Here is a 14,247-nt window from a genome sequence, read left to right as displayed (position 1 = left end):
TCCACGCGTCTCATTGCGCTTCGCCCTGGCGCGCGATCATCGGCGGAACCGCCTGGGCGAGTGCGTCGATCACGCAGCGCGTCTTGCGCGGCAGGTAGCGCGTCTTCGGCCAGATCGCGTGAATGTCGCCTTCGCAGACGAAGCAGCGATCCAGCACGACCACCATCTCCCCGCGCTTCACGTAATGGTCGAGCAGCCAGCTCGGCAGCCACGCGATTCCGTACCCCGACGCACCGGCCGCGGCGATCGCCTGCACGTCGTCGAAACTCAGTTGATGCGGCATGTCGACCCGCACCGTCGAGCCGTCCGGCGCGCGCAAGTCCCACGGCTGCACCATGCCCGAACGCGAATACGCGATCGTCCGGTGGTGCTTCAGGTCGTCGAGCGTCTTCGGCATCCCGTAGCGCGCGAGATACGACGGCGCGGCGCCCAGGCTGCCGTATTGCGTGCCGAGCCGCCGCACCGCGAGGCTCGTGCTGTCCGCGAGCGTGCCGATCCGCACCGCGAGATCGATCCCTTCCTCGACGAGATCGACGAAGCGGTCGGTGATCGACACGTCGATCCGCAGGTGCGGGTAATTGCGCGCGAGGTCAAGCACGATCGGCGTCACGCAGTGGTGCCCGAATGCGAGCGGCACGCTCAGCCGCAGCTTGCCGCGCGCCTCGTGGCGGCCGCAGTCGAGATCGGCTTCCGCCGCTTCCAGTTCCGCGAGCGCACGCACGCAGCGGTCGTAGTACGCCTGGCCGTCGTCGGTCAGGCTCTGGCTGCGCGTCGTGCGTTGCAGCAGGCGCGCGCCGAGCCGCTTCTCGAGCCGGGCGATTGCCTTGCCGACCGCCGAACGCGTCATGTCGAGCCGCTCCGCGGCCAGTGCGAAGCTGCCCGATTCCACGACCTGGACGAAGGTCGTTACGCCGTCGAGTCTGTCGGTCATCGTGGGTTTGCGTCGATTGGATCGATTGGGTCCTGAGATTCCCCAGTGAATGGAAATGCGTGCGTCAATGGGGAGGTGAATTCTCACTATAGTACCGATTCCCGTTCAGCGTGCGTCGCCGGCCGCACGCGGCGAATCCTACTTACCTGGAGGCGCGCGACCTGTCGTCGGGCCGCCGCGCAATACGCATGACGCTATCCGACTCTCGCAGGAATGCGGTCGCGCTCGCGGCCGTCTGTCTCACGTCGCTGATGTTCGGCCTCGAAATCTCGAGCGTGCCGGTGATCCTGCCGACGCTCGAACACGTGCTGCACGGCGATTTCAACGGCATGCAGTGGATCATGAACGCCTACACGATCGCGTGTACGACGGTGCTGATGGCGGCCGGCACGCTCGCGGACCGGTTCGGCCGCAAGCGCGTGTACGTGATCGGCACCGTGCTGTTCGGCGCGACGTCGCTGCTGTGCGGGCTCGCGCCGAACGTGCCGGTGCTCGTCGCGGGGCGGCTGCTGCAGGGCGCGAGCGGCGGCGCGATGCTGATCTGCCAGATCGCCGTGCTGTCGCACCAGTTCCGCGAAGGGCGCGAGCGCGGCCGCGCATTCGGGATCTGGGGGATCGTGTTCGGCATCGGCCTCGGGTTCGGGCCGATCGTCGGCGGCGCGATCGTCGCGCTGGCGAGCTGGCCGTGGGTGTTCCTCGTTCATGCGCCGCTCGCGGCCGTCGCGCTCGTGCTGATCGGCGGCGCGGTGCGGGAATCGCGCGATCCGCATGCGGGCTCGCTCGACGTCGCGGGCATCGTCACGCTGTCGCTCGCGGTGCTCGGTCTCGCGTTCTACATCACCCAAAGCGCCGAACTCGGGTTGACGAGCACGGCCGGCCTCGGCGTGCTCGGCGCGACCGTGCTCGCGCTGGTCGGCTTCGTCACCGCGGAGCGCGCCAGCGCGCGGCCGATGTTCGACTTCTCGGTGTTCCGGATTCGCGCGTTCACCGGCGCGATCTTCGGCTCGATGGGGATGAACTTCAGCTTCTGGCCGTTCATGATCTACCTGCCGATCTGGTTCCAGGTCGCGCTCGGCTACGACAGCGTGACGGCCGGCCTCGCCTTGCTCGCGTACACGCTGCCGACGCTGATCGCGCCGCCGTTCGGCGAACGGCTCGCACTGCGCTACGGGCCGGGCGTCGTGATTCCGGGCGGCCTGTTCACGATCGCGGCCGGTTTCGTGCTGATGCGGTTGGGCAGCGCGGCCGATCATGCGAGCTGGCTGACGATGCTGCCGGGCTGCGTGATCGCCGGCATCGGGCTCGGGCTGACCAACACGCCCGTCACCAACACGACCACGGGCGCGGTGCCGAGTGCGCGGGCCGGGATGGCGTCGGGCATCGACATGAGCGCGCGGATGATCTCGCTCGCGCTTAACATCGCGGCGATGGGCTTCGTACTGGTGGCGGGGATCGTCGCGAGCCTGAAGGGCGGGCCGGCCGGCGCGATCGGCGAGGCGGCGCTGCGCCGGCTCGCGCAGGAAATCGCGTCGGGTCGCACCGACGGCCTGCAGGCGATCGCGCCGGCGCTCGGGCAGGCCGATCCGAGCGGCGCGGCGCTGCACGCGGCGCTCGTGCATGGATTCGGCTGGGTGATGGTGTACGGCGCGGCGGGCGTGGCCGTGCTCGCGACCGCGAGCACGGTGGCGTTCGCGCCGGCGCGGCGCGAGGCGGCCGTGTGCGAATGACGCGGCCGGCGTACGGCGTGTGACGGCCGGTCAGGACGTCCCGCCGCCGAGCGCGCGGTAGAGCTTCATCTGGTTGTTGAGACGGTTCAGGCGCGTCAGTTCGTCGGCGCTCTGTGCGCTCCTCAGGACCTGCTGCTGGTCGAGCCACGGCTGCACGGCGGTCGCGCCGGCCGCGAAGCGCGCGGCGGCCAGCCGTTCGGCACGCTGCGCCTGGGCGAGCGACAGCGCGCGCTGTTCGGCTTCGCGTTCGAGCTGCACGCGTGCTGACAGCGCGTTCTCGACTTCCGCGAGCGCCGTGTAGAGCCGCTGTCGGAAGCCGACCACCGCTTCCTCGTACTGCGACTTCGACACCCTGATCTGCAATTGCATCGTGTTCCATTGGATGAACGGCAGCGCGAGGCCGAGCCCGAGCGTGCCGACCGGGTTCGTCAGCACGCGCTCGAGGCTCGTGCTCGTCGTGCCGGCGCTGCCGGTCAGCGTGAAGGTCGGATAGAAGCTCGTGCGCGTCGCGTCGACCTGCGCGAGCGACTCGCGCAGCCGGAATTCCGCCGCGCGCAGGTCGGGGCGCCGGCCGAGCAGGCTCGCGGGCAGACCGGCCGCCACGTCGGGCGGCGCGGCGTCGGGCAGCGCCGCCGGCTCGGCCGCGAGCTGCTGCGGCGGCCGGTCGAACAGGATCGCGAGCGCGTGCCGGTTCTCGGTGCGCTGCTGGATCAGCTGCGTTTGCGCCGCCCGTTGCGCGGCGAGGCTCTGTTCGGCCTGCGCGAGATCGAGCCCCGACACGGCGCCGGCCGTGTGCCGCGACCGAACGAGCGCGAGCGTGCGCACCGCATACGCGATGTTCGCGTCGCCGAGCGCGATCTGCCGGTTCAGATAGCCGATCTGCCAGTACAGCGCCGCGGTCGTGCCGATCAGCGACAGCCGCGCGGCCTCCAGATCAGCGGCCGTCGCGTCGGCTTCCCAGTGCGCGGCATCGCGCAGCGCGGCCAGCCGGCCCCACAGGTCGATTTCGTAGCCGAGCGAACCGGTGAGGCCGCTCGATCGGCTCGTTTGATGGGTATCGAGCGTGCGCGACACGGCGCCGTTCGCGCCGAGCGTCACGCTGGGTGTCAGGTTCGTGTCGACGAGCCCCGCCTGCAATTGCGCGCGATACACGCGGATCGCCGCGATCGCGAGATCGCCGTTGGCGCGCAGCGCGTCGTCGATCAACGCATCGAGTTGCGGATCGCCGAAGCTGCGCCACCAGTCGCGCGCGGTGGCCGGCGCCTCGGCCGCGACCGGCGCGGCCCAGTTGGCGGGCATCGCGACGGCCGGCAGCGGATCGTGGCGCGCGCCCGCGCAGCCGGCGAGCAGTGCGGCTGCGCACGCGAATGCGCCGAGACGGTGAAGCAGGGAGGAATGCGTCATGGCCATGTTTCGTCAGTCGCGCGCGAGCGCATCGATCGGATCGAGCCGCGACGCGTTGCGCGCGGGCATGAACCCGAAAATCACACCAGTGAGCGTCGAGCACACGAACGCGGTCACGATCGCGCCGGCCGAGAACACCATCTTCCACTGCGCGACGAACATCGAGAACAGCGCGCCGAGCCCGAACGACAGCGCGATGCCGATCGTGCCGCCGAGCAGGCAGACCAGCACGGCCTCGACGAGGAACTGCTGCAGGATGTCGGACTGGCGCGCGCCGACCGCCATCCGGATGCCGATCTCGCGCGTACGCTCGGTGACCGACACCAGCATGATGTTCATCACGCCGATCCCGCCGACGACGAGCGAGATCACCGCGATCAGCGACAGCAGCAGCGTCAGCGACTGGCCGGTCTTCTCGACGGTCTTGACCACGCTGTCCATGTTGTACGTGAAGAAGTCCTTGCGGCCGTGGCGCTGGATCATCAGTTTCTCGAGGCTTTTCTCGGCGGCGGCGCTCGGCTGCCCGTCGCGCACGCGCACGGTGATGCTGTCGAGATAGCGCTGGCCGAACAGGCGCCCGCTCGCGGTCGTGTACGGCACCCATACGTTCAGGCTCTTCACGCTGCCGAATGCGCTTTTCTTGTCGGCGGTCACGCCGATCACGATGCACGGCACGTTGTCGACGAGGATCACTTCGCCGACCGGATTGCGCGTCGCGCCGAACAGCTTGCGGCGTGTGTTCTGGTCGATCACGGCCACCTGCGCCTGGCGGCGCACCGCGTCGTCGTCGAACGCGACGCCGAGCGCGAAACGCATCCCGCGCGCCTGGAAGTAGCGGTCGCCGACGCCGCTCACGAGCGCGTTGACGTCGATGTTGCGGTAGCGCAGCAGCAGCGTGCGCGACGTCTCGGGCGTCGCGCTGTCGACGTACGGCTGCTCGGCGAGCGCGGCGACGTCGGCGGGCACGAGCGTCTGGATCGTGTCCGCGCGGCTGTCGCCCCAGTCGGTGCCCGGATAGACGTTGATCGTATTGGTGCCGATGCTGCCGATCTCGTCGAGCATGTAGCGCTTCGCGCCTTCGCCGACCGCGACGATCGACACGACCGACGTGATGCCGATGATGATGCCGAGCATCGTCAGCAGCGTGCGCAGCCGGTGCGACACGAGCGCGATCCATGCCATCCGGCACGCCTCGGCGAAGCGGCCGGTGCCGGCCGCGAAGCGTCGGGCGCGCGGGGAGGGGTCGGTAGTGGTGTCGGCTTCGGTCTCGGCGGGCAGCGTGGCATCCCCGGGAGCCGGTGCGGACGGCGTGTCGGTTGCCGTTTCGGCCGTTTCGGCCGCGCCGACGCCGGATTCCGCGAGCGCTTCCGCGTAGTGGCGGTTCGGCCGGTCCGCGACGATCTCGCCGTCGCTGATCTCGATGATGCGCCGTGCATGGCGCGCCACGGCCTTGTCGTGCGTGACGATCACGATCGTATGGCCGAGCGCGTTCAGCTCGTGCAGGATGCGGATCACGTCCTGGCCGCTCTTCGTGTCGAGCGCGCCGGTCGGCTCGTCCGCGAGGATCACCTGGCCGCCGTTCATCAGCGCGCGCGCGATGCTCACGCGCTGCTGCTGGCCGCCGGATAGTTGCCCGGGCCGGTGATGCGCGCGATCGGCGAGCCCGAGGCGCGCGAGCAACGCGCGAGCGCGGGCGTGCCGCTCGGCGCGCGGGGTGCCCGCGTAGATCGCCGGCATTTCGAGGTTCGCGACCGCGTCGACGTGCGGCAGCAGGTGATAGCGCTGGAACACGAAGCCGAAGTGCTCGCGGCGCAACTGCGCGAGCTCGTCGCTGTCGAGCATGTGCGTGTCGCGTCCGCCGACCGTGTACGTGCCTTCGCTCGGGTGGTCGAGGCAGCCGAGGATGTTCATCAGCGTCGACTTGCCGGACCCGGACGCGCCGACGATGGCGACGATCTCGCCTGTGTCGATCGCCAGGTTGACGTTGTTCAGGACAACGACGTCCTTGTCGCCGGCCGGAAAGCGTCGCGTGACGGCGGCGAGTTTCAGCAGGGGCTGGCTCATCGTTACACCACGTCCGACAGCGGCGCGTGCTCGTCCGCCGACGCTTCGCCGATCACGACGCGCTCGCCGTCCTTCAGGCCGGCCAGCACTTCGACGCGCACGTTGTTGTTGATGCCGATACGGATGTGGCGTGTTTGCGTGCTGCCGTCGGCGCGCAGCACGCGTACCGCGACGGTGCCGTCCTTGCGTTTCTCGCCGAGCGCGGCGGCCGGAATGATCAGCGCGTTGCGTGCGTCGCCGAGCACGATGTTGACCTGCGCGGTCATCGCGATGCGCAGCCGGTGCTCGGGATTCGGCACGTCGAACAGTGCGTTGTAGAACACGGCGCTGTTCGGCTTCGTGCTGCCGCTGAGGGGGCTCTGCGGGTCGGCGAAGTTCTGGGGTGCCGGCTCGATCGCACGCAGCTTGCCGTAGTGACGCTTGTCCGGTTCACCGAGGCTCGTGAAATATGCGGTCTGGCCGGCATGCACGCGAATCACGTCGGCTTCCGAAACTTGCGCCTTGACGGTCATCGTGTCGAGCTCCGCGAGCTTCAGGATCACCGGCGCCTGCTGCTGCGCGATCACGGTCTGGCCCTCCTGCGTGACGATCGCGACGACCTCGCCATCGATCGGCGCGACGATGCGCGTGTAGCCGAGGTTGGCCTGTGCGGTCTCGATCTGGATGCGGGCCGAACGGATCTGCGCGGCGAGCGATGCGAGTGAGGCGCGCTGCACGTCGAGCGTCGCGCGCGCTGCCTCGAACGATTCGCGCGACGTTGCATCGTCGGGCAGCATCGCCTGCTGGCGGCGGAACGCGAGCTCGGCCTGTGTCAACTGCGCGGCGGCCGATTGCTGCTGCGCGCGCTGGCTTTCTTCGCTGGCGCGCGCCTGGCGCAGCGCGTTTTCCGAGATTACGGGATCGATTTCGGCGAGCCACTGGCCCTTCGTGACCTTGTCGCCGAGCTTGACCTTCAGCGTCTTCAACTGCCCCGACACCTGCGCGCCGACGTCCACCTGCTTGAACGCCTGCAGCGCGCCGGTCGCCAGCACCGCGTTCTCGAGATCGCCGCGAGTGACTGGCGCGGACAGATACTGCGGGTGTTTGTCGGGCGCGCAGGCCTTCAGTGTGATGCCGGCGGCGATCGCGACGACGGCAAGGGTAGCCAGCACGATGCGCCGGCGGCGATGGGTCTTCTGGGTCATGAGCGTGCAGCGAGGATGAAGCAGGCGCCGGCAATGCGTGCGGCCGAACGGAACGATTCGGTCGGCGTCGCATGCCGGGCGTGTTGCCCGCGACGGGCTCCGCGTACGCATCGCGCGGGCGTGCCGAATCGAATCAGGCGCTCATGGTAAGCGAGGAATTCGCGCTAAATCGTGTGGGAATTGTGCTGAATTGTGCGGAGGCCGTACCGATGGGCGGGCCGGACGGCGCAATTGTTTCGATCTGTGAAATGCGGCGGTCCGCCGTGCCCCGCGCTACCGCCGCGCGGCGACGATCGCCATCATCGGCCGGTCGCGTTCCTCGTCGAGCGCGGGCAACGCGTCGACCTGCTCGGGCGTCGGCCCCCATTCGTCGAGGTGGGTGAGCGTGAAGCCGCTGCCGATCAGCAGGTTCACGAGCGTGCCGAGCGTGCGATGCTGCTTGACGACGCCCGGCGCGAGCCAGTCGGTCACGCGTTCGCCTTCGCGCTGGTAGCCGTCGAGCGGCCACGAACGGTTACCTTGCGCATCGACGACGAAACCGGGCCGGCGCGGCGCCGTATGGATCGGATGCTCGATCGAGAACACGAGCCGGCCGCCCGGCACGAGCGCGCGATGGATCGCACGCAACAGCGTGTCGAGGTGCACGATGTAATGGAACGCGAGCGAGCTGTATGCGAGATCGAACGCGGCATCCGGCAGCGCGAGCGTCTCGAGATCGGCGCGACGGTACGTGATCGCCGGATGCGCGGCGGTCGATGCCGCGCGTTCGAGCATGCGTTCGGACACGTCGATGCCGAGCACGCCGGCCGCGCCCCGGTCGGCCGCCCAGCGGCTGAACCAGCCGTAGCCGCAACCGAGATCGAGCACGTGACGGCCGTGCAGGTCGGGCAGCAGCGCGCGCAGCGCTGGCCATTCGGGGGCGCCGTCGAGCCCGTGAATCGAGCGGTTCAGGCGGCTGTAGCCTTCGAAGAAGGCCGGATCGTCGTAGATGTTCTGCGTCATGCGTCGGCTCTCATGCGGGCAGGGCGAGCGACGCGAGCGGGGTAGCTCGCCCGATTCCGCGAGCTTACGCGCGGTGTCCGCCCGCGTCGATCCTGCGCTGCGTATCGGCGTCGACGATCTCGCGGATCGCACTGAACAGTGGCGCGGCGTCGGTATAGCGCCGGCCGTAGCCGAGATTGAACGCATAGTCGAAATCGGGCGGATTGCTGCCCTGGTTGTGCTGCAGGATCGTTTCGAGCTTGTCGAGCGCTTTCGCCGCGCGGGCTTCCGGCGAGGCGGCTGCCTCGTATTCGTCCCACAGCGCGACGATCTCGTCGCGCACCGCGCAGTCGAGCGACGCGGTCAGCGTCAGGAGATCGTTGCGTTCGTGCGCGCTCTTGTCGGGATGCGCGGCCTGCTCGATCGCGGGGATGTCGCCGTGCAGCGCCTCGCCGAGGTCGTGGACGACGCACAGTTTCAGCAGCTTCAGCGTATCGACGCCGGGCAGCGCGTCGGCGAACACGAGCACCATCAGGCACAGCCGCCAGCTGTGCTCGGCCGTGCTTTCGGGGCGCCCGCCCGACGTATGGCCGCTGCGCAGCACGTCCTTCAGGCGTTCGGCTTCGCGCAGGAAATCGAGTCGCGCGTGGATCGTATCGGAATTCATGGTCGGCGTCCTTGCGATGAACCACCAAGCGTACGCCGGCCGGCGGCGGTGCGTCCACGCATGAAATATGCGGACGTCAGCGTGCGTCGAGCGTTTCCACGAGCCGCACGGCCGAGCCGTCCGACAACGTCATCCGTGTCCACCGGCACCGGCTGCCGCGAATCGGCACGACGCGCGACGCATTCGTGCCGGTGTCGAACTCGACGCTCGGCGGCCCGGCGCGGTCGTGCCAGCCGAGCGGGTCGAGCGCGGCTTCCATGCGGACGATCTCCGGCGTCGCGTAGCGCCACAGCGACGTGCCGAGCAGCGTCGAAAGCGGCTGCGAGAACTCGGCCGCGCGCGTCGGCGAGCTGGCAAGCAGGCGGTGCGTGAGATCGCACACGAGATGCATGCGGCCCGCGCTGCCGGCGATCAGCCGCGCGAGTGCATGGTCGCCGGCGGAATCGAGGCGTGCGGCGAGCAGCCGTTCGGCCGTCGCGCGCTCGGCGGCCGACATCTGCTGGCGGCCGGCCTCCCAGCGCGAGATCGTCGATTGCGCGACGCCGAACAGTTCGGCCGCATGGCTTTGCTTCACGCGGTGCAGCGCGCGCCAGCGCTTGAGTTGCGGGCCGAGCGAGGACGGATGAAGCGGCAGGTGTGGCATGTCGATGCTCCTGTTTCATGCGCCGGCCGGCGCCGCGGCGCGCCGGGCCGGCCTAGAACCCGATGAGTGGCCGGTCCTTGAGCGAAAAATAGGCGACCGGCAGCAGCAGGATCCCGCCCAGCACGAGCACGCCGTCGGCCGCCACGGTGACCGGCGTGGCGAGGATCCTGAGCCCCTTCGCGAACGCGGACGGGGCTTCGCTGATGCCGACTGTATAGCGCTCGTTGAAGGGTTGCGCGGCGCCATCCGGTTTCAGCGTAAAGCCCTCGGTCGAATAGCGCTTGCCGACGAGTTTGCCGTCGAGTTCGATCCGGTCGCGCGAGGCCGTGAAGCCGTCGGCGGTGGCCGCCTGGCGCGCGTCGGCCGACGCATCCTTCGACAGAACGGTGTCGTAGTCGCCGGTCACGTCGCTGCCGTCGGCATGGAAGCGGCTGAACGACGTATGCAGCGATGTGCGGTAGCTGGCCGCCAGCACCGGGCGCAGCTTGTCCGGCAGATCGAAGATGTAGTGATAGCGCTCGCCCAGCACCACCAGCTTTTTGCCGTCTTTCGTGATCAGGAACGCGGAAACATGCTCGATGTAGGCTTCGTCGCGGTTTTCGTAGAGCGCCGGCGTGAAGCAGCCCGACAGCGTGAGGCTGCTCGCGGCGATGCAGGCGGCAAGCATGCGCCGGCGCGTAATCGATCCATTCATTTGTTTTTGTCCCGTCTGTGCGGTTCGGTTTAGTGGCTTTCGCCCTCGGAAGCCGGATTCTCGCGTATCCGCCGGACGTTGTCGAACCCGAAATCTGCCGTGGCTTCGGGTGACCGCACCCGCCCGCATCGCGCCGAGAACGTTTTCGCGAGGCTTTCAACCGGCCCCGCCATATCTTATTATTCGGCCAGAGCGGCGCGTGCCGGCCGCCGTCGATCATGTCGACGACATGACGCGCCGGCAACGATGACCGCCTTCCGGCCGGCGCGTCGCCCGACGCACGGTCGCAACGGCAGGGAGCGCGAGGCCGCGCGTTTCCCGAAAAAGATACGAGGGCGCAATGGTACGACTGGTGTTGCTGCTGCTGGGCATCGAATATCTGCGGACCCGCTGGCGCGGGCTGACCGTGCTCGGCTGGCTGTGGGTCGTCGCGGGTGTCGGCATTTTCGTCGATGCGCTCGACGGCGCGCTGCATTTTCCGATCGAACTGTTCGCTTGGCTGTTCCTGATCGAGGGACTCGCGACGCTCGCGGTGGCGGGCAGTGGGGTCGGCGGGCAGCGCATCCTGCGCTACGTGAAGGGCATCGCGGTCGTGGTGGCCGCGGGACTCGTGTTTGCCGGCCATCATCACGGCCACTTCCTGCTGTCGATGATCTTCGGCACGCTGTTTCTCGTCGACGGGCTGTTGCAGTGCACTTCCGCGTGGATGGTGCGCTATCGCCGCTGGAACGTCGCGTTCGCGTGGGGCGTCGTCGAGATCCTGCTGGCGATCTTCTTCTTCCAGCCGTACCCGACGCACTACGCGGGCACCGTGCCGTACTGCCTCGGCCTGTTGCTGATGTTCGGCGGGATGCACATGCTGAGCCTCGCCGCACGCGTGCGGCGGCTCACGCGCAACCCGGCGTTCGCGACGTCGCCCGCGCCGGCGCTTGCGCCGGATCTCGACGATGCACCGGACCTGCCGCAGTTCGCGCAATCCGAATGGGACGGCCCGCCGGCCGACGGCGAGCGGGCGCTTACCGTGCACGTGTGGACGCCGACCGGCACGTCGAAGGCCGAGGCGCAGCGTTATCCGGTGATCGACCGCTATATCGCGGCGGTGGACGTCAACGGCGTGATCTCGACCGGCCATGCGGCGCTGGAGTCGCCGGAAGGCATCTATATCAGCCTGTATCCGGGCGTCGAAATCGATCGTTCTCCGGACGAATTCACGCGCATCCTGCGCGCGACGCGCGAGAACGACGTGCCGGGCCTGTTCCAGCCCGACTATGCGACCGAGTCGAAAGCGTGGTGTCCGTCGACGGTGCGCGTGCGCATCCGCAACTACGATCCGGCCAAGCTCGATGCGTTCTGGTCGTCGTACCGGCAGAACACGACGTACAACCTCACGCACCGCAACTGCTCGAGTACCGTGTCGTATGCGCTCGAGGCCGCGCTCGACGGCGCGGTGTGGCGGCTGAAGGGCGCGCGGGCAGGGTGGGGCGCTTTCGTGCGGCTGCTGCTCACGCCCGAGCTGTGGGTGGCCGCGCAGATCCGCAAGCGTGCGGTGACGATGGCGTGGACGCCCGGGCTCACGCTCGACTATGCGCGCGCGCTCAGCATGCTCGCCGATCCGCGTCCGTTCGCGTGGTGGAAGGTCGCGCGCTCGGCCGTGAGCGCGATCATGGCGTCGCGCCGCGCGTGGCGCGAGCAGGACAGCGCGGCGCTGTCGCCCGGCGGATCGGAAGCGGCGTCGATGAAGTGAAACGCGTGGCGCCGGATGCGGGCCCGGCATCACGAGGGGCGCCTGCGCGCGGCCCGGCGATATTGCCTGCCATCAGCACCCACAGACGACGACAATGAACAACACGAGAGCGTTCCGCATCCTGATTCCCGCCGCGCTGACGCTGGCGAGCGCCGGCCTCGCGCGGGCGGGCACGGACGAAGTGCCGCGCATGAGCAACGACGTGTACCGGATGTCGGTGTCGTTCTGTTCGAACGTCGCGGCCGCCGAGAAGATTACGTGCCAGGGCGACATGATCGCCGCGGGCAGCCGGATCGTCGCGGCGATCGGCGGCCTGCCGCCGGCTTCCGCCACCGCGATCGACGAAGGCGCGCGCAACAAGCTGCCGCCGGCGGAGCGTAACGGGCTCGCGCCCGTCGAGCCGGGCGCGATCGACAAGGACGATACGCTCGCTGGCCTCGCCGGCATGGTGCGCCTCTGCGACGTGTACGAATCCGGGCCGGCGTCTCGTGCGCGGCACCACGCGGCGCTGCAGCAGAAGGCGCCCGATGTCGCACCGCGTGTCGAGGCGTTGCTGGCCGATGCGTCGACGGCGGCGCGCCAGCGCGTCAGCATCGGCGTGTGGCAGATTCTCGCGCTCGAGGGCCCCGAAGCGTCGGCGCGCGCGTGCACGCAGCTCGGCACCTGAGCGATCACGTGCGGTAAGCGCATGCCGTTCGATCGGCGACGCACTCGCGTCGGCAGTGTAACGTCCGTGGCGGTAAGCTCAATCATGCTCGATCGTGGCCGGGCCGATCCGTATCGGCTTGCCGAGGGTGCGGGCGACCGGCGAGGCTTTTACCGCGTTGCTGACGAGTATTTGCTGCGCTTGCGACAGCGGCGCCGCGAAGCGCACCGTGATGTCGAAACCGGTTTCGCGATCGAGGCGTTCGATGGCGACGTCGACCCTACACGTCGGCAGCGTCATGCCCGCCCGCTCCGCGGCCAGGTCGACCGACATGCAGACGCAGGCCGCGAGCGCGCCTTCGAGCAGTTCATGCGGCCGCATGCCGGCGTCGCCGCCGATGCCTTCCTTGTGCGTGTCCGAGCGCACGAGGCTGCGCCCGTTCCCGATCTCGACGCAGTACGGTTTGCCCAGCCGCGTGGCCGTCACCATGAGAATGCTCCGTTGCAGGATGAAAGTGACGACAGCGTATGCCGGCGTCGCACGCGAAGGAAGGCAATCACCGGTACCGGTACCCGCTGTAACAGCGTCGGCGGCGCCCCGCGAATTCTTTCGTCCACCTTCACATTCGTGCCATGTTCCGGCAGCAACAATCGCGGGCAGACATTCGACAACCTTGCGGCGCATTCCGCGACCGCAAGCCCTTTCCGAGGAAACACGCCATGCTCAAGACGCTCGCCCGCGCCGCTGCCGCACTCGCCGTCGCTTCCGTTTCACTGCACGCCGCCGCGCAGACCAGCTACGACTACCTGTTGCTCGCCGCATCGTGGGAGCCCGGCTTCTGCGCGTCGCACGACACACCGGAATGCACGAACCTCGCCGGCTCGTATGCGGCGACGAGCCTGTCGCTGCACGGGATGTGGCCGAACCGTTACGACGGCAATCAGCCGTTCTACTGCGGCGTGCCCCAGAACGACATCGATCTCGACAACGCGCACCAGTGGTGCAGCATGGACGCATACCCGATCAGCAGCGCGACCCGCAACACGCTGTCGACGTACATGCCGGGCGTCGCATCGTGTCTCGACAAGCACGAGTGGTTCAAGCACGGCACGTGTTCGAATTCGGCGACGCCCGATGCTTATTGGAACCAGGCGTCGGGCATGATCAGCCGGTTGGGCAACACGTCGTTCAACGCATTCCTGCAAGCGAACGCGGGCAAGACGGTCACGCGTAACCAGTTGCTGTCGGCGTTCGAAGGCGCGTTCGGCAGCAACACGCGCAGCGCGGTGTCGCTGAAGTGCACGAAGACGAACGGCGTGAGCTACTTCACCGAAGCGTGGATCGCGGTGAAGACGAATGCGACCGCGCAGTTTCCGAGCGCGGCGTCGCTCGTGACGGACGGCAATACGCAGGGCACGTGCCCGACGTCGGGTGTGTTCATCGCGAAGTGAGGGAAGGCGGCTGACGTGCGCGACATCGCGCACGTCGCCGGCGGTCAGGGCCGCGCCAGGACAGACGGCATGGGCATTCGGGCATGCCGTTGATGGCACGCATGCAGGTTC

The 14,247-nt window shown here is 68.6% G+C and carries 13 protein-coding genes; 4 read left to right on the top strand and 9 right to left on the bottom strand.

Translation table 11 applies throughout. From position 1 onward, the window contains the following. Window positions 1–10 precede the first annotated feature (10 nt). Entirely contained in the window at window positions 11–931 is a 921-nt protein-coding gene (locus CFB46_RS29145) for a LysR family transcriptional regulator (RefSeq protein WP_027781209.1), read from the bottom strand. Window positions 932–1,119: 188 nt separating this feature from the next. On the opposite strand from CFB46_RS29145, the gene CFB46_RS29140 reads away from it, so the two are divergent. Then, window positions 1,120–2,658, top strand: a complete 1,539-nt coding sequence (locus CFB46_RS29140; RefSeq protein WP_089502141.1) for an MFS transporter — start codon at window positions 1,120–1,122, stop codon at window positions 2,656–2,658. A gap of 30 nt (window positions 2,659–2,688) precedes the next feature. Here CFB46_RS29140 and CFB46_RS29135 read toward each other — a convergent pair whose 3' ends face one another. From CFB46_RS29135 to CFB46_RS29105, 7 genes are all read right to left on the bottom strand, one after another. Continuing rightward, window positions 2,689–4,068, bottom strand: a complete 1,380-nt coding sequence (locus tag CFB46_RS29135; protein WP_089502140.1) for an efflux transporter outer membrane subunit — start codon at window positions 4,066–4,068, stop codon at window positions 2,689–2,691. Between the two features lie 6 nt (window positions 4,069–4,074). Further along, window positions 4,075–6,126, bottom strand: a complete 2,052-nt coding sequence (locus CFB46_RS29130; RefSeq protein WP_089502139.1) for a MacB family efflux pump subunit — start codon at window positions 6,124–6,126, stop codon at window positions 4,075–4,077. Between the two features lie 2 nt (window positions 6,127–6,128). Then, window positions 6,129–7,310: a macrolide transporter subunit MacA gene (macA, locus tag CFB46_RS29125; RefSeq protein WP_089502138.1), complete on the bottom strand. Its 1,182-nt coding sequence runs from the start codon at window positions 7,308–7,310 to the stop codon at window positions 6,129–6,131. A gap of 273 nt (window positions 7,311–7,583) precedes the next feature. Then, window positions 7,584–8,312, bottom strand: coding sequence for a class I SAM-dependent methyltransferase (locus CFB46_RS29120; protein ID WP_027781204.1), 729 nt, complete (start codon window positions 8,310–8,312; stop codon window positions 7,584–7,586). A 64-nt stretch (window positions 8,313–8,376) separates the two neighbouring features. Next, window positions 8,377–8,958, bottom strand: coding sequence for an HD domain-containing protein (locus CFB46_RS29115; RefSeq protein WP_089502137.1), 582 nt, complete (start codon window positions 8,956–8,958; stop codon window positions 8,377–8,379). Between the two features lie 76 nt (window positions 8,959–9,034). Then, on the bottom strand, window positions 9,035–9,601 hold the full coding sequence (locus CFB46_RS29110) for a helix-turn-helix domain-containing protein (protein ID WP_089502136.1): 567 nt from the start codon (window positions 9,599–9,601) through the stop codon (window positions 9,035–9,037). A 52-nt stretch (window positions 9,602–9,653) separates the two neighbouring features. Then, window positions 9,654–10,295, bottom strand: coding sequence for a hypothetical protein (locus tag CFB46_RS29105; protein WP_089502135.1), 642 nt, complete (start codon window positions 10,293–10,295; stop codon window positions 9,654–9,656). 340 nt (window positions 10,296–10,635) lie between these two features. Here CFB46_RS29105 and CFB46_RS29100 point away from each other — a divergent pair, with 340 nt between their 5' ends. Continuing rightward, complete coding sequence (locus CFB46_RS29100) at window positions 10,636–12,039, top strand: HdeD family acid-resistance protein (protein WP_027781200.1); 1,404 nt, start codon at window positions 10,636–10,638, stop codon at window positions 12,037–12,039. A 94-nt stretch (window positions 12,040–12,133) separates the two neighbouring features. Then, on the top strand, window positions 12,134–12,706 hold the full coding sequence (locus CFB46_RS29095; RefSeq protein WP_089502134.1) for a hypothetical protein: 573 nt from the start codon (window positions 12,134–12,136) through the stop codon (window positions 12,704–12,706). A gap of 78 nt (window positions 12,707–12,784) precedes the next feature. Here CFB46_RS29095 and CFB46_RS29090 read toward each other — a convergent pair whose 3' ends face one another. Beyond that, window positions 12,785–13,369: an OsmC family protein gene (locus CFB46_RS29090; protein WP_227789538.1), complete on the bottom strand. Its 585-nt coding sequence runs from the start codon at window positions 13,367–13,369 to the stop codon at window positions 12,785–12,787. Window positions 13,370–13,404: 35 nt separating this feature from the next. Between CFB46_RS29090 and CFB46_RS29085 the strand changes: the two genes are divergently transcribed. Continuing rightward, the gene (locus tag CFB46_RS29085; protein ID WP_027781197.1) at window positions 13,405–14,136 is read left to right on the top strand and encodes a ribonuclease T2; all 732 of its coding nucleotides are present in this window, start codon (window positions 13,405–13,407) and stop codon (window positions 14,134–14,136) included. The last annotated feature ends 111 nt before the right edge of the window (window positions 14,137–14,247 follow it).

The organism is Burkholderia sp. HI2761, from assembly GCF_002223355.1.
Taxonomy (GTDB): domain Bacteria; phylum Pseudomonadota; class Gammaproteobacteria; order Burkholderiales; family Burkholderiaceae; genus Burkholderia.
This window is presented reverse-complemented; position numbering and strand designations above follow the sequence as displayed.